Source organism: Solwaraspora sp. WMMA2101, assembly GCF_049179175.1.
GTDB lineage: Bacteria > Actinomycetota > Actinomycetes > Mycobacteriales > Micromonosporaceae > Micromonospora_E.
In genome coordinates, this window is sequence record NZ_JBMHMA010000006.1 from 3,982,377 (window position 1) to 4,008,454 (window position 26,078).

General features: G+C 69.9%; 26 protein-coding genes and 2 pseudogenes. 15 read left to right on the plus strand and 13 right to left on the minus strand.

Annotated elements, in window-relative coordinates:
• Positions 1-41 precede the first annotated feature (41 nt).
• From ACN28F_RS18970 to ACN28F_RS18985, 4 genes are all read left to right on the plus strand, one after another.
• Positions 42-992, plus strand: coding sequence for a DUF3152 domain-containing protein (locus tag ACN28F_RS18970; RefSeq protein WP_421358972.1), 951 nt, complete (start codon positions 42-44; stop codon positions 990-992).
• 150 nt (positions 993-1,142) lie between these two features.
• Complete coding sequence (locus ACN28F_RS18975) at positions 1,143-2,135, plus strand: DUF3152 domain-containing protein (RefSeq protein ID WP_289209254.1); 993 nt, start codon at positions 1,143-1,145, stop codon at positions 2,133-2,135.
• Between the two features lie 133 nt (positions 2,136-2,268).
• Complete coding sequence (gene moeZ / locus ACN28F_RS18980) at positions 2,269-3,429, plus strand: adenylyltransferase/sulfurtransferase MoeZ (RefSeq protein WP_289209255.1); 1,161 nt, start codon at positions 2,269-2,271, stop codon at positions 3,427-3,429.
• A gap of 153 nt (positions 3,430-3,582) precedes the next feature.
• The gene (locus tag ACN28F_RS18985) at positions 3,583-4,356 is read left to right on the plus strand and encodes a prenyltransferase/squalene oxidase repeat-containing protein (RefSeq protein WP_289210817.1); all 774 of its coding nucleotides are present in this window, start codon (positions 3,583-3,585) and stop codon (positions 4,354-4,356) included.
• Between the two features lie 88 nt (positions 4,357-4,444).
• On the opposite strand, the gene ACN28F_RS18990 is transcribed toward ACN28F_RS18985, so the two are convergent.
• The gene (locus ACN28F_RS18990) at positions 4,445-5,689 is read right to left on the minus strand and encodes a glutamate-5-semialdehyde dehydrogenase (protein ID WP_421358975.1); all 1,245 of its coding nucleotides are present in this window, start codon (positions 5,687-5,689) and stop codon (positions 4,445-4,447) included.
• 26 nt (positions 5,690-5,715) lie between these two features.
• Positions 5,716-6,825, minus strand: a complete 1,110-nt coding sequence (gene proB / locus ACN28F_RS18995; RefSeq protein WP_421358977.1) for a glutamate 5-kinase — start codon at positions 6,823-6,825, stop codon at positions 5,716-5,718.
• A 60-nt stretch (positions 6,826-6,885) separates the two neighbouring features.
• Between proB and ACN28F_RS19000 the strand changes: the two genes are divergently transcribed.
• Positions 6,886-7,194, plus strand: a complete 309-nt coding sequence (locus ACN28F_RS19000) for an MGMT family protein (RefSeq protein ID WP_421358980.1) — start codon at positions 6,886-6,888, stop codon at positions 7,192-7,194.
• Between the two features lie 17 nt (positions 7,195-7,211).
• Here the strand turns inward: ACN28F_RS19000 and ACN28F_RS19005 are convergent, their stop codons facing one another.
• The 8 genes from ACN28F_RS19005 to ACN28F_RS19040 form a co-directional block, all read right to left on the minus strand.
• Complete coding sequence (locus ACN28F_RS19005) at positions 7,212-7,715, minus strand: hypothetical protein (RefSeq protein WP_421358982.1); 504 nt, start codon at positions 7,713-7,715, stop codon at positions 7,212-7,214.
• Between the two features lie 18 nt (positions 7,716-7,733).
• Positions 7,734-8,687, minus strand: coding sequence for a hypothetical protein (locus tag ACN28F_RS19010; protein ID WP_421358984.1), 954 nt, complete (start codon positions 8,685-8,687; stop codon positions 7,734-7,736).
• Complete coding sequence (locus ACN28F_RS19015; RefSeq protein WP_421358986.1) at positions 8,684-9,070, minus strand: hypothetical protein; 387 nt, start codon at positions 9,068-9,070, stop codon at positions 8,684-8,686. Before ACN28F_RS19015 ends, ACN28F_RS19010 begins: the two co-directional genes overlap by 4 nt.
• Positions 9,071-9,115: 45 nt before the next feature.
• Positions 9,116-9,700, minus strand: a complete 585-nt coding sequence (locus ACN28F_RS19020) for a hypothetical protein (protein WP_421358988.1) — start codon at positions 9,698-9,700, stop codon at positions 9,116-9,118.
• Positions 9,701-10,105: 405 nt separating this feature from the next.
• Positions 10,106-11,056, minus strand: coding sequence for an endonuclease domain-containing protein (locus tag ACN28F_RS19025; protein ID WP_421358990.1), 951 nt, complete (start codon positions 11,054-11,056; stop codon positions 10,106-10,108).
• A gap of 143 nt (positions 11,057-11,199) precedes the next feature.
• Positions 11,200-13,095 (minus strand): hypothetical protein, encoded by a 1,896-nt coding sequence (locus tag ACN28F_RS19030; protein ID WP_421358992.1) that lies wholly within the window; start codon positions 13,093-13,095, stop codon positions 11,200-11,202.
• Entirely contained in the window at positions 13,088-15,049 is a 1,962-nt protein-coding gene (locus ACN28F_RS19035) for a hypothetical protein (protein WP_421358994.1), read from the minus strand. Before ACN28F_RS19035 ends, ACN28F_RS19030 begins: the two co-directional genes overlap by 8 nt.
• Positions 15,046-15,474 carry a DivIVA domain-containing protein gene (locus tag ACN28F_RS19040; protein ID WP_421358996.1) on the minus strand — a complete coding sequence of 143 codons (429 nt, stop codon included), beginning with the start codon at positions 15,472-15,474 and terminating at the stop codon, positions 15,046-15,048. Before ACN28F_RS19040 ends, ACN28F_RS19035 begins: the two co-directional genes overlap by 4 nt.
• 461 nt (positions 15,475-15,935) lie before the next feature.
• Between ACN28F_RS19040 and ACN28F_RS19045 the strand changes: the two genes are divergently transcribed.
• Together ACN28F_RS19045 and ACN28F_RS19050 are read left to right on the plus strand one after the other, a co-directional pair.
• Positions 15,936-16,220: a winged helix-turn-helix domain-containing protein gene (locus tag ACN28F_RS19045; protein WP_421358998.1), complete on the plus strand. Its 285-nt coding sequence runs from the start codon at positions 15,936-15,938 to the stop codon at positions 16,218-16,220.
• Between the two features lie 143 nt (positions 16,221-16,363).
• Complete coding sequence (locus tag ACN28F_RS19050; protein ID WP_421359000.1) at positions 16,364-17,209, plus strand: Eco29kI family restriction endonuclease; 846 nt, start codon at positions 16,364-16,366, stop codon at positions 17,207-17,209.
• 2 nt (positions 17,210-17,211) lie between these two features.
• Here the strand turns inward: ACN28F_RS19050 and ACN28F_RS19055 are convergent, their stop codons facing one another.
• On the minus strand, positions 17,212-18,006 hold the full coding sequence (locus ACN28F_RS19055; protein ID WP_421359002.1) for a very short patch repair endonuclease: 795 nt from the start codon (positions 18,004-18,006) through the stop codon (positions 17,212-17,214).
• Complete coding sequence (locus ACN28F_RS19060; RefSeq protein WP_421359004.1) at positions 18,003-19,292, minus strand: DNA cytosine methyltransferase; 1,290 nt, start codon at positions 19,290-19,292, stop codon at positions 18,003-18,005. The genes ACN28F_RS19055 and ACN28F_RS19060 overlap by 4 nt, the downstream gene beginning before the upstream one ends.
• Positions 19,293-19,438: 146 nt before the next feature.
• On the opposite strand from ACN28F_RS19060, the gene ACN28F_RS19065 reads away from it, so the two are divergent.
• From ACN28F_RS19065 to ACN28F_RS19100, 8 genes and pseudogenes are all read left to right on the plus strand, one after another.
• Entirely contained in the window at positions 19,439-19,903 is a 465-nt protein-coding gene (locus ACN28F_RS19065; protein ID WP_421359006.1) for a DUF4259 domain-containing protein, read from the plus strand.
• A 121-nt stretch (positions 19,904-20,024) separates the two neighbouring features.
• Positions 20,025-20,774, plus strand: coding sequence for an Eco29kI family restriction endonuclease (locus ACN28F_RS19070; RefSeq protein WP_421359008.1), 750 nt, complete (start codon positions 20,025-20,027; stop codon positions 20,772-20,774).
• 106 nt (positions 20,775-20,880) lie between these two features.
• Positions 20,881-21,876 (plus strand): HNH endonuclease, encoded by a 996-nt coding sequence (locus ACN28F_RS19075; protein WP_421359010.1) that lies wholly within the window; start codon positions 20,881-20,883, stop codon positions 21,874-21,876.
• Between the two features lie 120 nt (positions 21,877-21,996).
• Positions 21,997-22,266, plus strand: a pseudogene (locus tag ACN28F_RS19080) (NADH-quinone oxidoreductase subunit B); the annotation flags it as partial.
• Between the two features lie 197 nt (positions 22,267-22,463).
• The gene (locus ACN28F_RS19085; protein ID WP_421359012.1) at positions 22,464-22,841 is read left to right on the plus strand and encodes an ArsR/SmtB family transcription factor; all 378 of its coding nucleotides are present in this window, start codon (positions 22,464-22,466) and stop codon (positions 22,839-22,841) included.
• Positions 22,838-23,461 (plus strand): annotated as a pseudogene (locus ACN28F_RS19090) (cation diffusion facilitator family transporter); the annotation flags it as partial. The gene ACN28F_RS19085 and the pseudogene ACN28F_RS19090, both read left to right, overlap by 4 nt.
• Positions 23,462-23,551: 90 nt before the next feature.
• Positions 23,552-24,091: an NADH-quinone oxidoreductase subunit B gene (locus ACN28F_RS19095; RefSeq protein ID WP_282229447.1), complete on the plus strand. Its 540-nt coding sequence runs from the start codon at positions 23,552-23,554 to the stop codon at positions 24,089-24,091.
• A 146-nt stretch (positions 24,092-24,237) separates the two neighbouring features.
• Complete coding sequence (locus ACN28F_RS19100) at positions 24,238-25,494, plus strand: DUF2252 domain-containing protein (RefSeq protein WP_421361448.1); 1,257 nt, start codon at positions 24,238-24,240, stop codon at positions 25,492-25,494.
• A 3-nt stretch (positions 25,495-25,497) separates the two neighbouring features.
• On the opposite strand, the gene ACN28F_RS19105 is transcribed toward ACN28F_RS19100, so the two are convergent.
• Positions 25,498-26,064 carry a TetR/AcrR family transcriptional regulator gene (locus ACN28F_RS19105; RefSeq protein WP_421359014.1) on the minus strand — a complete coding sequence of 189 codons (567 nt, stop codon included), beginning with the start codon at positions 26,062-26,064 and terminating at the stop codon, positions 25,498-25,500.
• Positions 26,065-26,078 lie beyond the last annotated feature (14 nt).

The window sequence follows — 26,078 nt, forward strand, 5'->3', positions numbered from 1 at the left end:
ACACGCCGTACCGGGTGTGGGTTGTGGCAAGGTGGACGGCGATGTCCGCCAGTGATGCCCGTCGCGCCCGTCGTCCCGGCCACCGCCGGGCCGCGCGCTTCCAGCCCGCGCGGTCGCGGGCTGCGCGCTCCCGGACCGGCCGGCCCCGGTCGCGGTGGCAGCGGCTGCGTTGGCCGGTGCTGACGGCGGCGCTGGTCGCCGCGATCGGGTTGGGCGTGATCGGGGTCGCGCTGCCCCGGGTCGGCGGCTGGGACGTGCTGGCCGCACCGGTGGGTGTCGGGCGGTCGACCGCCGTACCGCCGGGGTCGCAGTCGCCGACCCCGGCGCCGAGTGCCGCACCGACGAGCGCCGCCCCGCCGCCGACGACGGCGCCCCCGCCGCCGGTGTTGCAGGTGCCGGGTGCGGTGCCGTCGGCCGGCACCGGCGACTTCGCCTTCGGTGCCACCCAGGGCGACATCGCCGGCCGGTCCGGCACACTGCGTCGCTACCGGGTGGCGGTGGAGGTCGGCTCGGACGAGGACGTCGAGGCGTTCGGCGAGATCGTCGACCGGACGTTGGCCGACCCGGGCAGCTGGACCGGCGGCGGCCAGTGGCGGTTGCAGCGGGTCCCGGACCGGGCCGGGCACGACTTCACCGTCTACCTGGCGACGGCGCAGACGGCGTACCGGATGTGCCAGGCGGGCTGGGTGGACATCCGCATCGACGGGGTGCCGTACACGTCCTGCCGCGCGCAGGGCAAGGTGATCATCAATCTGGACCGGTGGCGGCGGTCGGTCGACCACTACGTGCAGGCGCAGGTACCGCTGGACGTCTACCGGACGTACGTGCTCAACCACGAGGTCGGGCACGAGCTCGGGCACGGTCACGAGCGCTGCCCGGGTGACGGCGAGCCGGCACCGGTGATGATGCAGCAGACGCTGTTCCTCAACGGATGTGTGGCCAACCCGTGGCCGTTCCTGGCCGGGGAGCGGTACGCCGGTCCGCCGCTTTAGACCCTGCCCGACTGACGAAACGTCGGAGGATACGGGGCATTTGGTCAGATTGACCTGCTAAGTCGGTGACGCCCGCGCGTCGCCACGGTCAGGTGCATATGTCATGACAATCTGTGCGCATCAGGCGAGCTGCCAGGAGGGGCGGTCACCGTGCGCAAGATCCAGTCAACTGCGAACATCCGGACGTCGGCCTCCGCCAGCGGCCGACGGTCGGTCCGCGACGATGGTCGACGGTCGGCCCCCGACCCGGCGCGTCGCCGTGAGCTGCACGGCCGCCGCCGACGGGTCGGCGTACTCGCGTTGGTCACGGTCGCGGCGACGCTGATCGGGGTCGACCTGCTGCACGCCGGTGCCGACGCCGAGGGCCGACTACCGGCCGCCGTCCGCGAGCCCGGCCCCGGCGGCGCTGCCGACGCCGACGCCCCGGACAGCGGCAGCCCCGACGGCGCCGCCGCGCTGCCACCGGTGATCGCACCCGCCCCGAACGGCACCCCCGACCCCGACGCAACCGGCGGCGCCGACGCGCCCGACGCGCCCGACGCGCGCGGCGGGCCGCAGGCACCGCCGGCCAGCTACCCACAGGCCGGGACCGGCACCTTCGGCTACCTCACCGGCTCCGGGCCGGTGCTGGGCTGGGCCGGTGAACTGCGCCGGTTCCGCATCGCCGTCGAGGACGGCATCGGCCAGCGGGCCGACGAGTTCGCCGGGATCGTCGACGCCACCCTCGGCGACCAGCGCAGCTGGGTCGCCTCCCGGCAGTTCCGGCTGCAGCGGGTCTCCCGCGCCGACGCCGCCGAGTTCACCATCTACCTCGCCTCGCCGGCCACCTCCGAGCAGATGTGCGCACTCGGCGGCCTGTCGACCGAGCAGTACACCTCCTGCCGACTCCCCGGCCAGGTGATCATCAACGTGGCCCGGTGGCTGGAGGCCGTACCGCACTTCGACGCCCCGCTCGCCGAGTACCGGGCCTACGCGATCAACCACGAGGTCGGGCACCAGTTCGGCATGTTCCACGAGGTCTGCCCGGCACCCGGGCGGCCCGCCCCGGTCATGCAGCAGCAGACGTACGGGATGCAGGGCTGCGTCGCCAACGGCTGGCCCTACCTCGACGGCAAGCGGTACACCGGGCCACCGATGGTCTGAGACAGCTGATCGCAGCGGGGCAGCCCGGTATTCCCGGATCCCGGATGGCGGGCGGTGTCGCTGCTCATGGCCGGCCGGCCGCGAAGCGAGCAACAATAGCGCAGCCACCATTGCCGATCCCGGGGAGTTCACCGTGTCGTTGCCCCCGCTCGTCGAACCCGCCGCCGAGCTGACCGTCGATGAGATCCGCCGCTACTCGCGGCACCTCATCATCCCGGACGTCGGCGTCGACGGCCAGAAACGCCTCAAGAACGCCAAGGTCCTCTGCGTCGGCGCGGGTGGCCTCGGCTCGCCGGCGCTGATGTACCTGGCCGCCGCCGGCGTCGGCACGCTGGGCATCATCGACTTCGACACCGTCGACGAGTCGAACCTGCAGCGTCAGGTCATCCACGGCCAGTCCGACATCGGCCGGCCCAAGGCCGAGTCCGCCGCCGCGTCGGTCCGGGAGATCAACCCGTACGTCGACGTACGGATCCACAACGTGACCCTGGACAACGACAACGTCTTCGACATCTTCGGCCAGTACGACCTGATCCTCGACGGCACCGACAACTTCGCCACCCGTTACCTGGTCAACGACGCCTGCGTGCTGCTCGGCAAGCCGTACGTGTGGGGCTCGATCTACCGGTTCGACGGCCAGGTCAGTGTCTTCTGGGACCAGCACGGCCCGAACTACCGGGACCTCTACCCGGAGCCGCCGCCGCCCGGCATGGTGCCGTCCTGCGCCGAAGGTGGCGTGCTCGGCGTGCTCTGCGCCTCGATCGGGTCGGTCATGGTGACCGAGGCGATCAAGCTGATCACCGGCATCGGTGAGCCGCTGCTCGGCCGGCTGATGGTCTACGACGCCCTGGAGATGTCCTACCGGGTCATCAAGATCCGCAAGGACCCGAACGGCGAGCCGATCACCGGCCTGATCGACTACGACGACTTCTGCGGCGCGGTCTCCGCCGAGGCCGAGGAGGCGGCCGTCGACTCGACGATCACCCCCCGCGAGCTGAAGGAGTGGCAGGACGCCGGCAAGGACTTCTTCCTGGTCGACGTCCGGGAGCCCGCCGAGTACGAGATCGTGAAGATCCCCGGCTCGACGCTGATCCCCAAGGGTGAGTTCCTCACCGGGGAGGCCCTGGCGAAGCTGCCGCAGGGCCGGCAGATCGTGCTGCACTGCAAGTCCGGCGTACGGTCGGCCGAAGCCCTCGCCGCAGTCAAGGCCGCCGGGTTCGCCGACGCCGTCCACCTGCAGGGCGGCGTGGTCTCCTGGGTCAAGCAGATCGACCCGTCGTTGCCCAGCTACTGACGCCGCTGCCCAGCTACTGACACCGCCAGGCCACTGACCGGACGACGCCGCCGGGGATCTGGTTCATCCAGGTCCCTGGCCGGCTAGTTGACCTTGACTGACTTACCGAGGCAGGAATCCGGACCCGCCGGTAGCCTGTCGTCCGTGGTCGATATGGATGCCGCCATCGGGTTCGTCGTGGCGCACGGGGACACCGTCGATCGGGCCCGGCTGTCGTGGCTGCGTACCGGTGCCGCCCCGCAGCCGGATGTGCTCACCAGCGCCGAGATCGGGCAGGCCTCAGACGGGGGCTGGCCCGCCTTCTGGGCCGGCGACGTCGCCTCGGTCGACGCCACCTGCTTCCGCCTCGCCGAGCTGGACGACCTCGGCGCGCTGCACCGGCCACCGGCCCGCAAGGCCCTCGACTGGCTGGTCAGCCGGCAACGCGACGACGGCAGCTGGGAAGAGGACGAGTCGCTGGCCGCCGAGGCACCCGAATGGGCCCGCCCCGGCGACCCGGAAGCCACCTACTACCTGACCGCCAACGCCGGCTACTGGCTCAGCGTCGCCGACGACCCCGCCTATCGGGACGCCGCGCAGCGCGCCGCCGGCTACCTGGCCGCCCAGATGCGCCCGGACGGCACCTGGCCGTCGTACCTGCTGGCCGGCTGGCTGGCCGCCGCCACCCTCTACCGGCAGACCATGTTCTACGAGTCGGCCCGGATGCAGGTGGTGCTCAACGACCGGCTCGCCACCATGACCCCCGGCGACGTCGCCCAGCTCGCCGCCGCCCTGCGCCGCGCCGGCCTCGCCGACGACGACTGGCTGCTGGTCAACGCCCGCCGCCGGCTGGCGGCCACCCAACGCAGCGACGGCGGCTGGGACAGCGACTCCGGCGACGCCTTCGAGGTGCACGCCGCCCTGGCCGCCATCCGCGCCTGCCGCTGAGCCGTCCGGTCGGACGCACGCCTGCCGCTGAGCCGTTCCGCGCGGCTGGTGCTGAGCCGTTCCGCGCGCCTGCCGCTGGCGGGGCCGTCTACTTCCGTACGTGGCCGTCGCCGGTGACGACGTACTTCGTCGAGGTCAGCTCCGGCAGCCCCATCGGGCCACGGGCGTGCAGCTTCTGCGTCGAGATGCCGATCTCCGCGCCGAAGCCGAACTGCCCGCCGTCGGTGAACCGGGTGGACGCGTTGACCATCACCGCAGCCGCGTCGACCCGGGCGACGAACTCCCGGGCCGCGCTCGCCGAGTCGGTGACGATCGCCTCGGTGTGCCCGGTGCCGTACCGCTTGATGTGCGCCACCGCCGCGTCGAGCGAGTCCACGACGGCGACCGACAGGTCCGCCGACAGGTACTCGGTGGCGAAGTCGTCGTCGGTCGCCGGCACCACGTCGGCCGAGAACGCCACCACCTCCGGGGTGCCGTGCACCGTCACGCTCGCGTTACGCAGTTCCTTCAGCATTTTCGGCAGGAACGCCGCCGCGACGTCCACATGCACCAGCAGCGACTCGGCCGTGTTGCAGGTCGACAGCCGCTGCGTTTTCGAGTTCACCGCCACCGCGAGCGCCTTGTCCAGGTCGGCGGCGGCGTCGACGTACACGTGGCAGTTGCCGACCCCGGTCTCGATCACCGGCACCGTCGACTCCTCCACGACCGTACGGATCAGATCCGCGCCGCCGCGCGGAATCAGCACGTCGACCAGGCCCCGGGCCCGCATCAGCTCCTTCACCGAGTCGCGGGTCGACGCGTCGAGCAGCTGCACCGCGTCGGCCGGCAGCCCGACCCCGACCAGCGCGTCCCGCAGCACCTCGACCAGAATCGCGTTGGAGTGCGCCGCCGACGACGAGCCGCGCAGCAGCGCCGCGTTGCCCGACTTCAGGCAGATCCCGGCGGCGTCGACGGTCACGTTCGGCCGCGCCTCGTAGATGATGCCGACCACCCCGAACGGCACCCGCACCTGCCGCAGCTCCAGCCCGTTCGGCAGCGTGGAGCCGCGGACCACCTCACCGACCGGGTCGGCCAGCCCGGCCATCTCCCGCAACGCCTGCGCCATGTCGGCGATACGACCCTCGTTCAGGGCCAGTCGGTCCAGGATCGCCGTCGACAGGCCGCCGGCCCGTCCCGCGTCCAGGTCGGCCGCGTTCGCGGCCACGATCTCAGCGGTACGGGCGACGAGCGCATCGGCCATCGCCAGCAACCCGGCGTCCTTGGTCGCCCGGGTGGCGGTGACCAGCTCGTCGGCGGCCACCCGCGCCCGGCGGGCCTGCTCGATCACGCTCATCGTCGACGTCTCCTCGCTCGGTTGAGTTACAGCAGTACCAGATCGTCGCGGTGCACGACTTCCCGCTCGTACGCCGGGCCGAGAGTCGCGGCCAGCTCACCGGTGGAGCGGCCGAGCAGACCCGGCAACTCCACCGCGTCATAGTTGACCAGCCCTCGGGCCACCGGCGCACCGGCAGTGTCGACCAGGTCGACCGGGTCGCCGGCGGTGAACGCCCCGTCGACGGCGGTGATCCCGGCCGGCAGCAGCGACTTGCGGCGGGCCACGATCGCCTGCACCGCCCCGGCGTCCAGATGCAACCGGCCCCGGGGGGCGGTCGCGTGCGCCAGCCAGAACAGCCGGGCGGTGGGGCGGTGCGCCACCCGGTGGAAGAAGGTCCCGACGGTGTCGCCGGCCAGCGCCTGGGCGGCCAGCGGGGCGGCGGTGAGAATCACCGGGATGCCGAAGCCGGTGGCGATCCGGGCCGCCTCGACCTTGGTGACCATGCCGCCGGTGCCGACCCCGGCCCGCCCGGCCTTGCCGATCGCCACCCCAGCCAGGTCGGCGGCGTCGCGGACCTCGGCGATCCGTTCACTGGCCGGCTTCGCCGGGTCGCCGGTGTAGAGGGCGTCGACGTCGGAGAGCAGCACCAGCAGGTCGGCGTGGACCAGAGCGGCGACCAGCGCGGCCAACCGGTCGTTGTCGCCGAAGCGGATCTCGTCGGTGGCGACCGTGTCGTTCTCGTTGACGATCGGGACCGCCCCGAGGTCCAGTAGTTTGCGCAGCGTGCGGTACGCATTGCGGTAGTGCGCCCGCCGCGTCACGTCGTCGACGGTGAGCAGCACCTGACCGGTGGTCAGTCCGTGCCGGGCCAGGCTGGCGGCGTACCGGCCGATCAGCAGCCCCTGCCCGACGCTGGCCGCCGCCTGCTGGGTGGCCAGGTCACGCGGGCGTCGGGTCAGCCCGAGCGGCGCGAGCCCGGCCGCGATCGCCCCGGAGGAGACCAGCACGACTTCCTTCTTCTGGGCAACCAGCGAAGCGAGGACGTCGGCCAGGGCGTCCACCCGGTCGCCGTCGAGCCCGCCGGTCGCTGTCGTCAGCGACGACGAGCCGATCTTGACGACGACCCGTTTCGCCTCGGTGACTGCTGCACGCACCCGCCCATTCTGCGCGCCGCCGTGCGCGGCGTCGGCACGAGATCTCATATCGTGGCGTGCGTGACCCCGCAGGAGTACGTCGAGGAAGTGCTCGCCCTCGTCGAACGCATCCCGCCCGGCCGGGTCATGTCGTACGGCGCGATCGCCGACGCGCTGTCTGAACTTTCCGGGCGTACGTCCGCCCGGCTGGTCGGCACCATCATGGCCCGGCACGGCGGCGGGGTCCCCTGGCACCGGGTGGTGTCGTCATCCGGCCGGCTGCCGCCCGGCCACGAGGAGCGGGCGCGGGCCCTGCTGCGCGCCGACGGCTGCCCGTTGCGCGGCGACGGCGTCGACATGAAAACCGCCGCCTGGTACCCGCAGCCATGACTTGTCGGCTGCGGCCCTCAGCCGTAGATCTGGTCCTTCAGGCTGCGGATCTGCGCGAACTGGTCACGGATCAGCGCGGTGGCTGCTTCCTGCACCCGTACGGTGAACTCGCCCTCCCGGAACCGGCGCAGGCTGCCCGGCGCGATGGCCACCGTCCAGCTCCGCATCCCCCGGACCTCGATGTGCACCGAGCTGTCCGCGCATGCGCCGCGCGCCACCAGGGCGTCCCGGGCGGCGTAGTAGTCGACGTCCTGTTGGCTGACCGGCGGCTCGTCGCGGTCGACCGACATCTGCAGCGCGTCGCTGACGGCCGCGTGGTAGGCCTTCATCCTGGCCGCCCAGAGCAGCCGGCCGACGGCGGCGAGCTGCTGCTCGACGTACTGCTCGGACAGCCACTGGTAGCGGCCGGCGGCGAAGGAGATGTGGACCTGATCCCGGCCGCGTAGCTCGCCGGAGAGGTCACCGCCCGGCGCGGTCACCCGTACGTGCATCTCGTCCAGTCGCTGCGCCAGCAGTCCCACGATCCGCCCCCGGTGTCGTTATCTCGAGTAGCCCATGAACAGCGGGCCGGTGACGTCGGCCGCCGTGGCGTCGGCGAGCGCCGGCCGCTTGGCGACGAAGCTGTCCCGGTCCTGCATGATCTCCTGGTAGCTGTGGTTGAGCGCGTTGGCGATCTTGCGCTCCTGCTCGTCGATGTAGCCGCGCAGCAGCCCGATGGCGTCGCGCATCGACGCGATGACGGCGATTGCGGTCTCCCCTTGGAAGTTCACCTTGGGCGGGTCGTCCGGCACACCGGCGGCCGCCACCTGCGAGCCGGCAGCGACGGCGGTCAAGCTGAGCGAGGCCCCGCCGCTGAACGGGGCGAGCGCCGCCCCGGAGACCGCAGCGACCGACGAGAGCACGGTGAAGGTCATCACCCAGGAGTTCTTGCCGCAGTCGTCCATCCGGTCCAACGCGACGAGCGTGTCGTGGGCGATCTTGTCGATGTCGTTTCTCGCCCGTACCCAGATCTCCTGCTCCGCTTCGAGCGCGGAGCGCAGGATCACTGTCGCGATGAACTGGTTGGCGACGATTGACCGGAACGGCGCGATGAAGTTGCCTCGGAACTCCATCGCCGCCCGCCCGGTCCACCGGACGATGTGGTTCGTCGCGTCGATCATCTTGTCGAGATCCCTGTTGGCCGAGTAGTGCCGGTCATTGAACGGGTCGTCGGACGCCCACCCCGACGACAGTTCTTCTATCGCTCGATTGAGATCAGATTTGCGAGGCTCGAATGCCTGCGGGTCGGGCATCTCGGCGAAGGCGCGGAAGAGATCTGGGATGTCGGCGAACTGGCCTTCGATGCTCCGCCGGGTCTCCAGCTCGTTGTGCCGGGGTGCCGGCTGCGGCAGCCCGTCCGGAGTTGCGGGGCGCACCCCGTGCTGGGTGAACGCCTTCAGCGTCGCCTGCTGCTGGATCTCGTAGGCGTGCTGCATGAGCTCGTCGAAACTCATTCGTCACCGACCTTCGGCTCGCCGTTGACCTCCAACAGCCGGGCGAACTCGCTGGCTGCCTCGTAGTCGGTCCGGGCGTACTCGACCGTGGCGAGGCAGAGCGCGTCTGCGGTCATCTCGATGTTGTCGGCGGTGTCCCGGCAGATCTGGGCAATGGTGTCGCGCAGCAGCAGCCACGGCTCGTAGGCCGGGCCGTACGGGGCACCGGCGAGGTCACCGGTCCGCCGGAACGCCCCCGGGAGGCCGACGGTCGCGTCGTCGAGGGCGTTGCTGGCCCGGGAGTAGACCCCGGCCACGGTCGGCAGGTTGTCCCGGCCCGCGCACCAGAGGGCGTAGAGGTCCGCGCCCAGCTCCTCGCCGTGATGGCCCGCACTGTGCGTCACAGGATCCTCCGAAGGAGTCGAGGGGTAGTTTGAACACCGGTTCGATCAGTTGAAAGGGCGCACCGTCGGCCGGGGCGTGGTCAGCTCCATGCTGAAGTCGCAGTACGGATAGGTCGACGTCGCCGACTCGTCGATGCCGTCGGGGATGGTGTAGGTCGCGTCGATGGTCTGCTCGGTGGTGCCGGCGGCGCAGTAGATCGGGCCCCGGACAGCAGCGACGGCGCCGCCGACGATCCTCCCGGAGCTGTCCCGGAAGATGCTGCTCACCCCTCGGCTCACGAGACCCTGGCAGTAGGGCGACGTCATCTGATAGTCGATGTAGCCGCTCCTGCTTTCCGCATCAACAACCGAGATGCTGTCGTGCTGCGTCTCGATGGCAACGGTCGGCGCGTCGTCGGCCGCTACCCAGGTGGTGGCGTCGAAGTGGGTGGTCACCTGGGTGGCTTCGGTGACCGTCTTGCCGTCGTCGAGGTAGCTGCCCGTGCCGACGCCGACCTGGGCGCCGGGCAGGATCAGCGGTATCTCCAGCACGAGCGTCTCGCTGGTGGTGACGGCAGCTCCGCTCTCGTCGGTCACCTCGAACCGGATCAGGGTGCGGTAGGCGGCGTACTCGCTGGTGTTCTCGACCATGACACCGACGCTGGCGGTGTGAAGCGACCCTGCGCCTGACGGGACGAACGAGACGCCGGACTCGGTGACGCGCAGGCCGCCGCCGTCCGGGGCTGACTCGCCAGAGCCGGCGGTGCCGGGCAGCGGCTCCTTCGGCGCCTCGACGCAGCTGGCGCTCGGGTCAGGTGCCGGCTCGCTTCTGCCGAAGGGTGCGCAGGCGGGCAATGCCCCGGCAGTCAAGAGGGCGACCAGCGCCACTGAGGCGGGCGCATAGCGTCGCCCCAACTGTCGCCGGTGCGGTGCTGAGCGGCGGTCAGGCTCACTCGGTGCGGTCAAGGTCCGTCATCCCTACCTTGGGTTGGGTGGACTGCTGCGGTCACGCCAATGTACTACCTGGACACAATGCGTGAAGGTACGCCGCTGCGGTCAGTCGGCCTGTTCGGCGATCGCCTGTCGTACGGTGCGGACGAGTTGTTCGCTGCGCCGGAGTACGTCGTCGGCAGTGAAGCGCAGTGCCAGCCAGCCGGCGGCCCGCAGGGCGTTGAATCGGTGTACGTCGCGCCGGAAAGTGGCCCGTTCCCGGTGGTGGTCACCTTCGTACTCGATGGCAATGCGCCACTGCGGATAGGCAAGGTCGACTCGGGCGAGGAACTTCCCGCCGCTTGCCGAGCCGACTGAGCCGGTTGAGCCCGGCGCTGGTGTGCGTACTTCGTACTGCGGGGTGGGCTTCGGCAGGCCGGCGTCGTGCAGTAGCAGACGGAGTCGGCTCTCCATCGGTGACTCGCTCAACGGCTCGGCGAGCATCAGCAACTCCCGCAGCTGCTTGATTTTCCTCCGCCCCGGGTGGGCGTCGACGTACGCGGTGAGCTTCTCCCGGGTGGTGGCCCGGTGTCGGAGGAGCGCGTCGAGGGCGCCGAGTGCTTCGGCGCGAGGCAGCGATCGGCCGAGGTCGAAGGCGGTCCGGACCTCGGTGGTCAACGGCACACCGGTGAACGTCGTGATGTCCTGCCTTTCGAGCGTCCGATAGACGTACCTGACCCTTTCGTGCGGATCAGGCCGGGCTGTCTTCGGTAGCGCCACGTGCACTGGCGTCGGCCTGCTGCTGGCCCGCCGGGGGAGAAGATCGACTCCCCACAGGTACGCGGCGCTGAGGCCGTAGACGGCCGCACCTCGGGGCAGGCGGAGAGTGGCGGCGATGCACCACATGCGATGGTCGTCGGGATCGTACGAGTCGGCGTGGACGTAGACGTCGCGGAACAGTCGGCGCCAGGCGGGTCCGTCGAGCATCCGCCAGGTGAGCAGGCCGGCGGCGACAGCGCGGCTGCCGGAGAACGGCTCGAAGCTCAACTCGCGGGGGACCTTGGCGGGGCGGGACATGTGGCAGAGCTTGCCGGTCGGGTGGCGTCGTTTTCTGCCCGGAACGCCGGTCGAGTCGCCGATCCGACTGCCTGATCCACCCGGCGATCCGCACCCAGGTGAGGCTGGTCCACGTCAGAACGCAAGGATGACGTGGACCAGCCTCACCTCGACAACGTTCGAGTGACCGCTTCGGCGAGGGTGGCGGCGGCGATGACGACCTGCCGATCAGGGGACGTCGCTGCCTTCGGGAGGTGGACGGCGCAGCGGTCCGGCGTCAGGACCACGGTCACCGTGACACCCGGAAACTTGCCCGCGAGCATGCTGAGCAGGACTTCCGGAGACTCCGGGCCGGCGAGGACGGTGGAGGGGCGGGAGCCGTCGCCGGCCGGGGCGGGGATCGGGGTGGCGGGTTCGGCGGGTACGGCCTGGTCGCTGGCGTTGCGCAGGTAGCGCAGCGCCTGGTCGACCGCCTGGGCGACCGTACGGTGGTGTGCGCCCGGCGTCCAACGGGGCACGTCGATGCTTGCATGCGGCGGGGTAACTTTGGCGCCCCAGCGCAGGCCCTGGACGAGGTACGGCGTACCGGTGTTGGCGCGGTGGTCGGCGACGCAGAGCACGACGTGCAGGCCCAAGGTGTGCACGATTGTGACCATGGTGGACAGTGGTGGGGCGTACGGTGGCGCGGCCTGGACGAAGACCCGGCCGGCGGGCTGCCCGTGGGCGACCTGCCGCAGGTAGACCTGCAACGGGTCGGCGTCGGGGTGGGGCAGGGTGACGTAGCCGTCGAGCAGCGCCGACTCCGGCAGGTAGTGGGCGTCGATGAGCGGCGCGCAGTCGTCCGGGTCGAGGCTGAGCGCGGTGAGCTGGGGCCGGAGCCGGTACTCCGGCGGCAGCTGGCGGACCAACGAGCTGACGGCCGGCGCGGGCGAGGCCGGATCAGCAGCTCGGTCGGCGGGCGGGCCGGCATCGGCGGGCGGGGTAGGGCCGGTGGCCGGGGTCGGCCAGTTGAGGTGCCGGGCGCGGTGTGCGCCGTCCACGATGGTGACGCTGGCGGCGTGGAAGATGCGGTGGGTGCCATGGCAGGTGCGGCAGCCGCCGAGCCGGGGGCACCGGCAGCGGGCCAGGTCCGGCACGGGCGGGCAGGTCGGGCAGGCGGCGTACGGGATCGGTGGGCCCTGCCACGACGGCGGCGGCGGCTGCCAGGCGCGGACGGTGACCTCCCCGGCGGTACGCAGTGTGGTGTGCCACCAGCGGTTGTCGCGCCAGATGGCGTGCCCGCCGGCGGTGGGTTCGCCGGTGAGCAGGGCGGTGCAGTCGGCGAGGATGCGGCGTTCGAGCTGGTCGACGTCGACGCGGGGCAGGCCGGCGCGGCCGGCGTCGCGTGCCGGGGTGATGTGGTGGGCGGGGGCGTGCCGGCCGTGTTCGGCGAGGCCGGCGGCGGCCCGGCCGACGGTGGTCATGACGGCGGCTTCGGCCAGGTCGGACCAGGGGGCGAGGCGGTCGCCGACCGGGCCGTCGGGGAGTTCGAAGCGGATGTCCCAGCCGAGGGTGCCGTCGCCGGGGGTGAGCCGGCGGGCTTCGATGACCAGGTCGAGGCAGAGCTGTTCGGCGACGTGGCAGAGGTGGGCGAGCCGGCGGGACGGGTCGGTGGTCGGTGGTGGGCTGCTGCGGCCGAGCCAGATGTGCCACGGGTCACGGGCTTCGTCGGCGATCACCTGGGCTTCGTAGGCGAGGCGTTGCGCGGCGGGCAGGTCGGGTTGCCACCCTTTCGGCAGGTCGGTCCAGGGGGCGATGACCGGGTCGTCGGGCAGGTCGGGTTCGTAGAGGTGGGTGGCGCCTACCTGTGCGGCGAGGCGGGCGACGACCGGGGCGAGGTCGAGGCACCAGAACAGGTCGTCGGCGTCGCGGGTCGGCGTGACGGTGCCGGGGGTGATGCTGGCGGAGGCGACGGCGGCGGTGTCGATGTTCGCGACGGTGAGGACGAGCTGGGCGCGTCGCCCGCTGCCGTCGGATGGCGTCGGCCAGGTCGGCGGCGTCGGCGGGGTGGGTTCAGACATCGGCCATCACCGCAGCGGCTGCTTCCGTGAGGGTGGCGGCGGTGGCGACCACCGTGGTGTGGTGCGGGCCGTCGGGCAGGTGTACGTCGTACCGCTGCGGGCTGAGCACGATGGTTACGACGGTGCCGGGGTGGTGGGTGGCAATCGCGGTGAGCGTCGGCACCGGGTCGGCGGTGTCGCCGTCGGTGTGACCCGTACCGTCGTCGACGTTGGTGGGGGCGGGGATCGGGGTGGTGGGGTCGGTCGGCACGATCGTGTTGCTGGCGTTGCGGACGTACTCCAGGGCCTGGGCGATTGCTTTCGGCAGGCTGGGCTCGTACGCCCCGGGGTACCAGCGGCCGAGTGAACCGGTGAGGGCCTGAGGTGGGGCGAAGCGGACTCCCCAGCGCAGGCCCTGGATCTGGTACGGGATGCCGTCGTTGCGGCGGTGATCGGCGACGCTGACGACCAGGGCCAGGCCGAGGGCGTACGCCATCTTGACCACTGTGGACAACGATGGCACCTTCGGTGGGGTGGCGTGCAGCAGGATCCGCCCGCCGGGGTGCCCGTTGGTGACATTTTCGAGGTACGCGGTGACCGGGTCGCCGCCGGTGCGGGGCACGGTGGCGTAGCCGTGCAGCAGTTCGTGGTCGCGCAGGTGCATGGTGAGCCCGTCGAGGGTGGTCAGCTCGGTGGGGTCGAGGCCGAGTGCGGTCAGCTGGTGGGTGAGCTGGTATTCCGGCGGGAGTTGGTGGATCGGTTTGCCGCCCGGGTGGTAGCCGATGCGGGGCGGTGGGGTTGGCGGCGTACCGCTGTGGGGTGGCCAGTTGAGGTGGCGGACCTGGCGGCGACCGACGGCGATGGTGACGGTCGCACCGTGGTAGATGCGGTGGGTGCCGCCGCAGGTGGCGCAGCCGTTGATTCGCGCGCAGTCGCAGTGTTCCCAGCTTGGCCAGTGGGCGCAGTCGGGGCAGCGCCGGTACGGGATGGGTGGGCCCTGCCAGGTCGGTGGGGGCGGCTGCCAGGTGCGGACCAGCCGCCCGCCAGCGCCAGCGCCGGGGCCAGCGCGCAGGGTGGTGTGCCACCAGCGGCCGTTGCGCCAGATGGCCTGCGCGCCGGGGGCCGGCCCGTCGGTGAGAAGTGCGGCGAGGCAGTCGGCGACGATGCGGCGTTCGAGCTGGTCGGGGTCGACGGGTGGCGGGCGGAGGCTGATGCGGCTGGCGGGGCGTGGGGTGACGTAGTGGGCGGGGGCGTGCCGGCTGCGGTCGACCAGCGCGTAGCAGGCTCGGGCGACATCGACGCAGGTGGCGGCGTCGGTGAAGCTGTCGTAGCGGCCGACGTCGGTGGGGGCGGGGCTGCCGGGCAACTCGAAGCGGATGTCCCAGTGGCAGTGGCCGCTGTCGGGGGTGTGTGGGCTGCGGCGGGCTTCGACGACCAGGTCGAGGCAGAGCAGTTCGGCGAGTTCACCGAGGGTGGCGAGCCGCTGAGCGGGGTCGGTGGGCAGGTCGGGGGTGCTGCGGCCGTACCAGATCCGCCACGGGTCGTGGGCTTCGGCGGCGATCGCTTCGGCTTCGAGGGCGTACCGCTGGTCGACCGGCAGGTCGGGCTGCCACTGTCTGGCGAGCCGCATCGTGGGGGTGAGGATCGGCCGGCCGGGTGTTCGCGGGTCGTGGAGGTCGGCGGCGTCGACCTGGCGGGTCAGGTCGCAGATGACCGGTAGCAGGTTCAGGAACCAGTACGGGTCGTCGTCGGTCGGGGCGGCGGCGGTGATGCCGGGCAGCACGTTGACGGAGGCGATCGCCCCGGTGTCGATGTTGACGGCGGTGAGGACGAGCTGGGCGCGGCGTTTGCCGGCTCCGCCGCAGCGGCCACACGTTTGGGCGGGGCTGTCGGCGGTGTCGTTGGTGGCGTGCCCGCTGCCGTGGCATCCGGGGCAGGTGACGACGGTGACGGGGTGCGGGGGCGGTTCGGTCACGACTGCCCCGCGTACCGGGTGGTGGCGCTGGTGCCGGTCCAGGCGGGCAGGTGCATGGTGGTCTGCGCGGCGAGGGCCTGGCTGGTCTGCCAGCGGCGGAGCGCGTCCTTGATGCGGTCGTTCTGTTCGTAGGTGCGGTCGAGTTCGGCGTAGACGATGCCGAGGTCGTGGGCGATCCTTTCGAGGAAGGCGGCGACTTCGCCGGGGTCGAGGCCCCGGCCGCCGCCGCGCCGGGGGGCTGTCGGGAAGCGGTGGCTGCGGATCTGCCAAGGGCGGATCGGCCGGTACGCGGTGGGTCGCTGGTTGCGGCTGCGACCAGCGGGTACGCGGTAGACGCCGCTGCCCTGCGGCCAGTCACGTGGCGGGGTGGTGGCCATCTTGCGGCGTTGCCAGCGCAGTCGCCAGCGTCGCCAGAGCTCTCGCATCACGTGTTCCTCCCCATTGTGTTCGCTGCTGGTGCCGTTCGGGCGGTGTCGTGGGTGTGCCTGGACGGGGGTGGCCCTGCCGCTTGCCGATCCCGGCGGGGCCACCCCACCCCAATCGCCGCAGCCCTCCTTGGCAGTACGGCGACCAGGGCAAACCTTCGGGGCCGGGACGCCCAACGGCATGACTCGCTGACCGCCCCGACCGGGTGGATCCACTCAGTTGCCGACCGAGTAGTTCCGCCTAGAACCTACGTTACTGGGTACCCTGGCGCTACCCCGTAACGCTAGTTTCTTGGCCATCGTCACCGAACCTCATCGACCAGGCGGTGAGTGGAGGCGTCTGACGCAGGCTGCGGACGAGTGCTGCGGCAGCCTGCGTTACCCAGTAACGATTCAGTACCCCGTAACGCATGTTCTCCCCGGCGTGTGGTTTCTTGGACTTGCCGACCGAGGGAGTGCCGATGGCCACGCCGCTCTACCAGCAAATCGCCGACGACATCGCGGAGCAGATCCGCGCCGGGGTACTCAAACCGGGTGACCGCCTGCCGTCGACCCGGCAGCTGATGGCGAACTACGACGTGAGCGAGACCGTCATCCGCTTCGTGATGATCCAGCTCAAGGCGCAGAGTCTCGTCTACGGACAGCCCGGACGTGGTGTCTACGTTCGTGACCCAGCCGATGGCGACGAAAGCCCGCGCAAGCACGTGTCGCTCCGGCCCGTCGAGGATCCCGAGCCGGAGCAGTGAGCTCGCTCGGTGACTTGGCGCCGAGCACGGCTGAGCCACATCCGCCACGGACTCTTTTGTCCCAATCGTCTGTGAACCCTCATGTGTGGCTCGACTGACGCTATGTCAGAATCCAGCCTCGTTCAGTCATCGGAGGTGGGCGTGTGGCAACGTGGACGGCAGAGTTCCGGCTGAGCATCACCAAGGCGTTGGCTGACCAACTGGAAGCGACTCTGCGGCCGCTCATCCCCGCCACGCTGAACAAGGATCACCTGAAGCGAGTTCAGCCCCGTCCTGGCGTCTACTGCTTGTTTCAACAGGGCGAACGGGTGTATGTCGGCAAGGCCGCCAAGTCGTTGCAGGAGCGGCTTAACCAGCACCAGCGGAAGGTTACCGGCCGTGCCGGGCTCGATCCGGCGGACATCCGTTTCGTGTGCGTCTACGTCGATGAGGACCTGGACGCCGCCGCGCCTGAAAAGCTCCTGATCAAGAACTATCGGACGCACGCCAGCATCCCCTGGAACACGAACGGCTTCGGCAACAACGATCCTGGGCGTAACCGGGACGGCAGCAAGGTCAGGAGCGGGCACTTCGACGCTCTGTACCCGATCGACCTGGACTTCAGCATCCAATGCGCTGAGGGCGTCATGTCAGTCGAGGCACTGCTTGAGCAGGCGAGAACTGACCTTCCCTTCCGGATCCGCTGGGACAGCGGCGGTCCCGCGAAGGCCGCCTACCAGGCGAGCAACGTCCGCTTGGGCGACGAGGAGCTGACTGTGCGCGCTTGGGCCGCCAGTCTGGTCGCCGCCCTGCCGGAGGGCTGGCAGCTCACGGCGCTTCCGGGCTACCTCATTCTGTATCGCGAGGAGCGCCGTTACGAAAGCGCCCTGGGATGGTGGCGTCGTAGCGCCGATGGATCGGCGCAGTTCACGCAGGGTCCGATGAACTTCGCCCCCGGACCCGCCGAGGATGATCCGGCTGAACCGGGCGATCTCGGCCAGGGCCCGTAGCGTCAGGCTGGCTGGCGCGCCGTTGCCAGCTGGCGGATCGCTTCCGCTACTCGCTCGGCTGCTTCCGCTGGGTCCTCGTGTTCCCAGACGCGGATCACCGTCCAGCCAGCTTCGGCAAAGATGCGGTCGGTTTCTCGATCGCGTACCCGGTTGCCCTCGAACTTCTCCCGCCAGAACTGCGCGTTCCGTTGTGATGGCCGGTGGTGATCGGGGCAACTGTGCCAGAAGCAGCCGTCGATGAATACGGCGACGCGCACCCGTGGGAACGCGATGTCGGCAGTGCGGCGGACCGATGAGACAGGCCGGAAGTTGACCCGGTACCGCAGGCCAGCCTTGTGGAGGAGCGAGCGGACCTTGCGCTCCGGGCGGGTGTCACGTCCCTTGTTGGCCCGCATGATCGTCTCGACGGCTGGGCTCGACGCCCAGGACGTGTCGCTGGCGGGCTTCTTCACCGCCAGCAGCTCACGCGACCAGGCGAGTCGCCAACCTTCGGCGAGGTTTTCCGCCCTGGTGGCGTGGCTGACCTCGCCCAGGTAGCGGGCGGGAGATTTGCCGCGGTCGGACCAACGGAGATAGGCGCGGATGCGCCTGGACTTGGGCAACAGTTTGAGCTCCACCGACGCGCGGGCCCAGCGCCCGTCGCCAAGATCCACCCATCGCCGGTCGTGGCCGCCGGCGGCACGGTCCTGCTCGGCGACGACCGACTGCCGACTCCGACCCTTCCGGCCCTTCCACGCGCGTGCGCTCGGAGGCTTGTCGGCCCAACGATGTTCTGCCTGTTGACGAGCCTCGGTCATGGCTGCTTGTCGGCCTCGTCAAGCGCTTCGGCGATCTTGCGGGCGAAGAACTCGCCGAGAACAACGGGGACGGCGTTCCCGAGCTGCCGCATCTGCTCACCGCGGGGCCCGGCGAGCTTCCAGTCGTCGGGGAACGTCATCACCCGAGCCGTCTCCCGTACGGTCATGTATCGGTGTCGGTAGGTGTCCGCAGCGGGGTCGAGATCGTCCGTGAGCATGACGGATTCCCCACCGGGGACGCCGTGGACGCCAGCCTTGACGGTCTTCGCTGGCCGGTCCAGCTCGTTCGGAGTGTGGCCCGCGTAGATTCGGGCGCCTGGCCAGCCGATGTGATCGGTGAATCCGCCGAGCAGATGCTCCTGGCGGTCGAGTCGATCCCACGGCACGGCAGGCAGGGGCCGCTGATCGTCGTCGCCAGCGATCGCATCGCGCAACGTGCGCCAGGGAAGTGTGCCGTCAGCGATCGTGGTCGCGCCGGACAGTCGCGTCATGACCCGTCGACGGACGTGGCCGGGCACGCCTGGGTGTCGATCCCAATAGGTCCCGTCCAGCATTGTCCGGGCCAGCGCGGACTCCGAATGCGTCGGCCTGACTGACTGCTCGAAGCGGTCGAGGTCGACCCCGAGGTCGGACCTGAAGGCCACCAAGATGATCCTGTTGCGGATTTGTGGCACTCCGTAGTCGGCCGCGTTGACCGGGAAGGTACGAACCTGGTAGCGCCGCTTCGGGTCGGATGGCGTCTCGCCGAGCCTGCGACGGAGGATCTCGTCGTGCTCCTGCCAGGACGCCGCCTCATCGCGCTCCTCGAAGGGGAGCTGCAGCTCCCGCTCGATGTAGTCGAAGTAGGGGCGGAACGACGGCCGGAGCAGCCCACGCACATTCTCGCAGATCACGGCTTTGGGCTGGATTTCCCGGATCGCGCGGAACATCTCCGGGAACATGTTGCGCTTGTCCTCGTCGCCCTTGGCGACGCCGCCCAGGCTGAAGGGCTGGCAGGGAGGACCTCCGGCTAAGAGGTCGACGCGATCCCACAGGTAGCCGAAGTCGACCTCGCGTACGTCACCCTCGACCAGTGGCCATCGATCCTGGCGCGTCGGGATCCACTCATCCTCACCGCGCGTCGTGGCGGCGTTGAGCTTCAAGGTGTGACAGGCGTACCGGACCATCTCGTTGACCAGAAGGGGGCGGAAGCCCGCCCCGTGGACGGCCATGGCCAGACCGCCGCCGCCAGCAAAGAGCTCCACCGACGTGCGGTCCACGGTTGGCTCTTCTGGCAGATCAGACATGGCAGAACTATACCGCGGAGTTGTAGATCTTGGAAGCCTGGCTCGCCGGAGGGGTCGGTGTGACCGAGGCGGGCGCGTGCGGGGACACCCCTGCTTGGCCACCCGCTGACATGTGGTTGGGTCTAAAGGCATTCGAGGGAGAAACGATGGCGACCTGGCAGTTCGGTCCGTTCGACAACGACGAGGCGGTGGAGTGGTGCGCCGCCCTGGAGGGCGCGGATCCTGATCAGCGTGCCGAGCTGACGCGCGCGGCACTCGCAGAGGTGACGTCGCCCGTCGAAGTCGGCTCCGCAGAGGACGCGGCTCGCGCCATCGCGGCCGCAGCTGTGGTCCTCCAGGCACTCACCGGCAAGCCGGTCTCCACGTCGGCGTACAGCCCTCGATTCCTGGAAGGGCGGGAGTGCATCCAGGCCAGCCCTGAGCTGCGGGACCTAGCCGTGCGTGCACTCGACGCTGCCCTCGCGGCCGGCTCGGCATGGCGTCTACAGTGGCATGACAATGTCGAGGAAGAAGAAGCGATCTCGGTTGTAGAGGACCTTCGACGTAGCCTTGTCCCCAGGGAGAGTGGCTGGGAAAACTGGTCCACATCCGGCAGCCCGCCTCTCGCGTGACAGCCACTGTTCTTGCCGACAGCCGATAGGAGAGCGCAAAGTTGGTCCGCAAGCGGAACGTCAGCACCGGCCCGTCCCGATCAAAGCCGCTACCGCAGGTGGTGCTGTGAGTAGCCGGGGGATGGCAAAGGTGCGGCGGACTCAGAGTTGGTTTGACAATGCGGAGCAACACGAGCCGTATGACCCGCTTACTCTGGTGAACCTGGCGCGCAGTGTCGAACTGGCTCTCCTCGCCCGGGAGACGGTGCCGCTGGGTGCGATACCACCCTTCGTTGGCGCAGGCGTCTACGCGATTTACTACACCGGCCCGCATGAGCTTTACCGGCCTATTAGCGATACTGCGTGTCACACGCCAATCTACGTTGGGAAAGCTGTGCCTGCGGGCTCACGTAAGGGGATCGTCGATGCGCGTAGTCGAACGGCGGCATTGTGGGACCGGCTGGAGGAACATCGAGAGTCGATCGCGGCAGTTGGCAATCTCGAAGTGGGCGACTTCCTTGTACGCTATCTCGTAACCATCGAGATCTTCATCCCGCTGGCTGAGCGTGTAATGATTCGTCAATTGAGGCCCGTCTGGAACCTTCAGCTCGACGGATTTGGCAACCATGATCCCGGTAAAAACAGGCGCCTAGCCCAACAGCGTCCCGCCTGGGATGAGCTGCATCCGGGGCGGTGGTGGTCAGCTCAAGAAATGATGCCAACGCCTTGCGGGACTTCTCCAGAGGTCTCGATCGAGCGTATTCGTGCTCACCTTGCTGCTTACGCTAACCAGGACCTGCGGGCCATAGCTGACGTGAACGCCTTGCGGGGGTACGGCCAGATGGACCTCCTGGAAGACGACATCGCCGAGGTAGACCAGACCGACGGCTGACCGGATGGTGCCTCGGTCGCGGGTCGGAAGGACCTACCGAAACGACAGGGCTGCTACTGGTCGCGAGGTTGTCGATATAGGTGCCGAAAGGAAATGTGAGGGGTCGATGCCTGATCTGCGGGACTATCTCGACATGCAACGAGCTGCGGCTGCTGAACAATGGCGTTCGATCATCTCCCGCAAGCCGGTCATTGAAGGTCGGCAGGTCGCCTTTCTGCCGGTCGAGACTCTCGTTTGCCTGGCTGCGAGCCTGTTGGTCAACCACCGTCGGTACGGGGGCTCCACCGCTCACCTGGCAGTCGAACCGGTTCCGACGCTCGCGCGGCTGTTTCGGCGACCCAACAGCAGCGTGCTGGCCAAGATGGCGAACCTCGACGGTAGTCGACGCAACGGCGCGAAGCACGAAGTTGAGGTCGCTGCGAGGCTCCTGGCTGATCCCGGACAGCTCGGCGCTGTCTATCGGCTCCTGATCAACGCTGCACGCAGTGTGGGCATCGGCCCGGACACTTTGCCCGACTTTCTCGGCCTGACCGATGACGAGGACGACCTCCTCCTGCTCGGTCAGCGCGAGCTGGACGAGGCGGATATCGCGACCGCCGTTCGCCCTGCTGCGGAGGTCTGGCGTGCGTCGCGGGCGGACTTGGACGAGCGGACTACGGAGCGCCTGCTGATGGCGGCCGTTCGCGTCGGCCAGCACCGATTTGCCAGCGAGGTGCTGCGTAACCACGGGCATCGCTGCGTCTTCTGTGGCCTCTCGGTCGCACTGCCCGAGAAGCGGGCAGCGCGGATGCTCATCGCCAGCCACATCAAGCCCTGGCGGGAGTGCACCCATGCTGAGCGGCTCGACGCCCGCAACGGGCTGACCGCCTGCCCAACGCACGATGTCGCGTTCGACACCGGGCTGATGACCGTCAACGGTGGGCTGCGAATCCACCTCAAGCCCGCGCTTGCCGCGGCTGTCCAAGCGGATCCGGCGGCACGTGCCGCGTTCGGGCGTCCGCCCCTGGCCGAGCGGTTGCTCCTGCCCGACGACGCGACTCCTCCCGACGCCAAGTATCTGGCGTGGCATCGACAGCACATCTTCGATGACGCGGTGCCGTGACGAGGCAGGTGCACGGCGATCGATCAGGTTGGCGCGACACGACTGGTTCCATATCGCTGTTGTGGTTGATTGGTTGGAACGTACGCGGGGAGGGGGGCCGGAGGAGGTGGCGGCGCGGTGGTGCAGTTGCCGGCGGTGCTCGGTGAGCCGATCCGGTTCGTGCTGAACTGGGGTCGCCGCTACTCGCTGTGGGTGTTCAACTTCGGCCTGGCCTGCTGCGCGATGGAGTTCATCGCCACCAGTATGGGCCGGCACGACTTCATCCGCCTTGGCGTCATCCCGTTCGCCCACGGGCCGCGCCAGGCCGACCTGATGGTCGTCTCCGGCACGGTCACCGACAAGATGGCGCCGGCGATCAAGCGGCTCTACGACCAGATGCCCGAACCCAAGTGCTTCAAGGGCTGGGCTTCCATCCGGCCAGTCGTGCGGTGTCTGGACTCTCCCGACTCGGGCGAGTCGTACCGGGGCTTCCCTCTGGTCCTGTCGTCGTTGCTTGTCCCCGAAACCTTACGGACGGGCTGGCTAGACAAGTCATCGCCCTTTCTGACTATCATCGCGCTGTGGCGATGGATGATGCTGGGCAGTGTGTGACCGCGAACGTCGCGGCCGGGATGACGCCGGCTGTGGCGCTGTTCCGGTCGCTGGCCGACGAAACCCGGCTGCGGATCGTGCAGCGGCTCGCGGCTGGCGAAGCGCGGGTCGTGGACCTCACCGGAGCGCTGGGGCTGGCGCAGTCGACCGTGTCGAAGCACCTCGCCTGCCTGCGCGACTGCGGCCTGATCGACTACCGGGTCGAGGGCCGACAGTCGTTCTACTCGCTGACCCGCCCCGAACTGATGGACCTGCTCCAAGCCGCCGAAGGGGTGTTGGCGGCCACCGGCGACGTCGTCGACCTGTGCCCGACGTACGGCACGGGCCAGACGTACGGCAGCGGTACGACGACCACGACGGCGCTGCCACGATGAGTACCGCCACGTCGACCTTGGCCCCGCAGCGGCGAGCCCGACTCAACCGGCGCAGCCTGCACCTGGCCTATGCCACCGCCGGCTACAACCTGCTCGAAGGCATTGTCGCGGTCGCGGCCGGCGCGGCGGCCTCGTCGACCGCGTTGATCGGCTTCGGCCTCGACTCCTTCATCGAGGTGTCCTCCGCGCTGGTGGTGATCTGGCAGTTCCGTTCCCGGCTGCCCGAGACCCGCGAACGGATCGCGCTGCGGCTGATCGCAGTGTCGTTCTTCGCCCTCGCCGGATGGGTCGGCTTTGACGCCGTCCGGTCCCTGCTGGGCCAGGGCGAGGCGGCACCGTCCCCGGTCGGCATCGGGATCGCCGCCGTGTCGGTGGTCGTGATGCCGCTGCTGGTCTGGGCGAAACGCCGTACCGGACGGGAGCTCGGCTCGGCGACGGTGGTGGCCGACTCCACCCAGACCCTGCTCTGCACCTACCTGTCCGCGATCCTGCTCGTCGGCCTGGTCCTCAACGCCTGGCTGGGCTGGGCGTGGGCCGACCCGGTCGCCGGCCTGGTCATCGCCGCCGTCGCCGTACGCGAAGGGGTCGAAGCCTGGCGGGGCGAGCAGTGCGACGACTGCTGCTGAGCGCCGGTCCAGCGACGGCGGTGTGGTTGACTGGGTGAGACCGTACGCGGGGCGGCGTGGGCCGGAGGAGGTGGCGGCGCGGTGGTGCAGTTGCCGGCGGTGCTCGGTGAGCCGATCCGGTTCGTGCTGAACTGGGGTCGCCGCTACTCGCTCTGGGTGTTCAACTTCGGCCTGGCCTGCTGTGCGATCGAGTTCATCGCCACCAGCATGGGCCGGCACGACTTCATCCGGCTCGGCGTCATCCCGTTCGCCCACGGGCCACGCCAGGCCGACCTGATGGTCGTCTCCGGCACGGTCACCGACAAGATGGCGCCGGCGATCAAGCGGCTATACGACCAGATGCCCGAACCCAAGTACGTCATCTCGTTCGGCGCCTGCTCCAACTGCGGCGGCCCGTACTGGGACTCGTACTCGGTGACCAAGGGCGTCGACCAGCTGATCCCCGTCGACGTGTACGTGCCCGGCTGCCCGCCCCGGCCCGAAGCGCTGCTGCACGGCATCCTGCGGCTGCAGGAGAAGATCGCCGCCGAGCGCTCCGGCATCGGCGGCGTGCACCGGCCCGACCCGCTCGCCTCCCCGGTCGACCGGCTCACCGCACCGGTCGTCAAACCACCGACTCGCTGAACGGCCGAGCTGTCTCGGCGTACAGCTGATTCTGACCCGGCGCTCAGCGGAGCTGTTGCCTTCGCGCGGTAGCGTGCCCGGACGTGAGTGAGACGCAGCGCGCGACGCAGATCGTCGACATCCTGACCGCCGAGTTCGGTGAACTGATGGCCATCGACCCGGCCGCCTTCCAGCGCAAGTTCCGCAAGATGGCCGCCAGCCCGTTCGCGTTCTACCGGGGCACCGCCTGCCTGTTCTACGCCGACCAGACCGACCCCGGCGGGCCGTTCAACGACGACAGCTTCTGCGACAAGCGGACCAGCCGCGTCTGGATCCATGGTGACCTGCACGCCGAGAACTTCGGCACCTACATGAACGGCTCCGGCGAGCTGGTCTTCAACGTCAACGACTTCGACGAGGCGTATGTCGGGCCGTTCATCTGGGACCTGCGGCGCTTCGCCGCCAGCGTCGCCCTCATCGGCTACGCCAAGGCGCTCTCCGACGACGTCATCAGCACCCTGGTACGCACGTTCGCCACCGCCTACCTGGCGGAACTGCGGGCCATCGTCGCCGGCGGCGAGGAAGCGATCGGCTCGATCACCCTGGCCAACGCCACCGGCGTGCTGCGCCACGTGCTGCAGGAAGCCCGGCTCAACACCCGTGTCGGTCTGCTCGAGAACCTCACCACCATCAACGACTACGAGCGGCGGTTCATCCACCGCGACGGCGTGTACGCCATCGACGACGACACCCGGGCCGCGGTCACCGCCGCGTTCGCCGACTACCTGACCACGCTGCCGCAGCGGGCCGACGGCAGCCGCACCGACCCCGCCCACATCAAGGACATCGTGCTGCGCAAGGGCGTCGGCATCGGCTCCGCCGGGCTGCCGTCGTACAGCATCCTGCTCGAAGGCCACACCCAGGCGTTGGAGAACGACGTCATCGTCTACCTGAAGCAGGCCCAGGTGCCGGCCGTCGCCCGGCACATCGACGACGACGGCGTCCGCTCCTACTTTCGCCACCAGGGCCACCGGACCGCCGAATCGCAGCGGGCGCTGCAGGCCCACGCCGACCCGTGGCTCGGCTACACCGAACTCGGCGGCGTCGGGCAACTCGTCGCCGAGGTGTCGCCGTACGCCGCCGACCTGGACTGGGCCGACGTCAACGAACTGGCCGACCTGACCGGCGTCGTCGCCGACCTGGCCCACTCGGTCGCGAGGATGCACTCGGTCGCCGACGACGAGTCCAGCCACGACCTGGTCGACTTTTCCACCGAGGAGGCGATCGTCGCGGCGGTCGACGCCGACGAGGCCGGCTTCGTCGAGGGCCTGGTCGACTTCGCCCACCGGTACGGTGCCCGCGCCCGCACCGACCACCGGATCTTCGTCGACCTGTTCCGCAACGGCCAGCTGCCCTGGGTCTGACCGTTAGCCGAGGACGGAGCGGATCAGGGCGACGACGCCGGCCCTGATCCGCTCCGGCGGCTCGTCGCGCAGTTGGTGCAGCAGGTCGCTGCGGACGGCGGCGAGCAGGGCGTGCGCCAGGAAGTCGGCGTGTTCCGAGCCGCGCACGCCAGTGATGATGGCGGCCAGGTGGCGGTGCAGTTCGTCGTACGCCGGGTTGAGGTACGGGCTGCCCCGGCCGGCGCTTTCCAGCGCGAGCGCCAGTGCCCGGTTGGTGTGTTTGTAGTCGAGGATCGCGTCGAAGATCGCGATGACCTGGGCCACCGGTTCCTGGTCGGCTCCCTGGCGAGGGTCTCGCAGGGTGGCCTGCAGGGTGGCGCTGCGCTGGGCGGCGAGGGCCTGCAGCAGGCCGGTGCGGTCGCCGAAGCCGCGGAACAGGGTGCCCTTGCCGACGCCGGCCGCCTGGGCGATGGCGTCCATGGTGACCTCGTCCGGGTCGTCGGCGGCGCCGAGCAGCCGGCCGGCGGCGGCCAGCACGGTTTCCCGGTTGCGGGCGGCGTCGGCCCGTTCCTTGCGTGCTGCTGCCGGCACGGTTGACCGTCCTC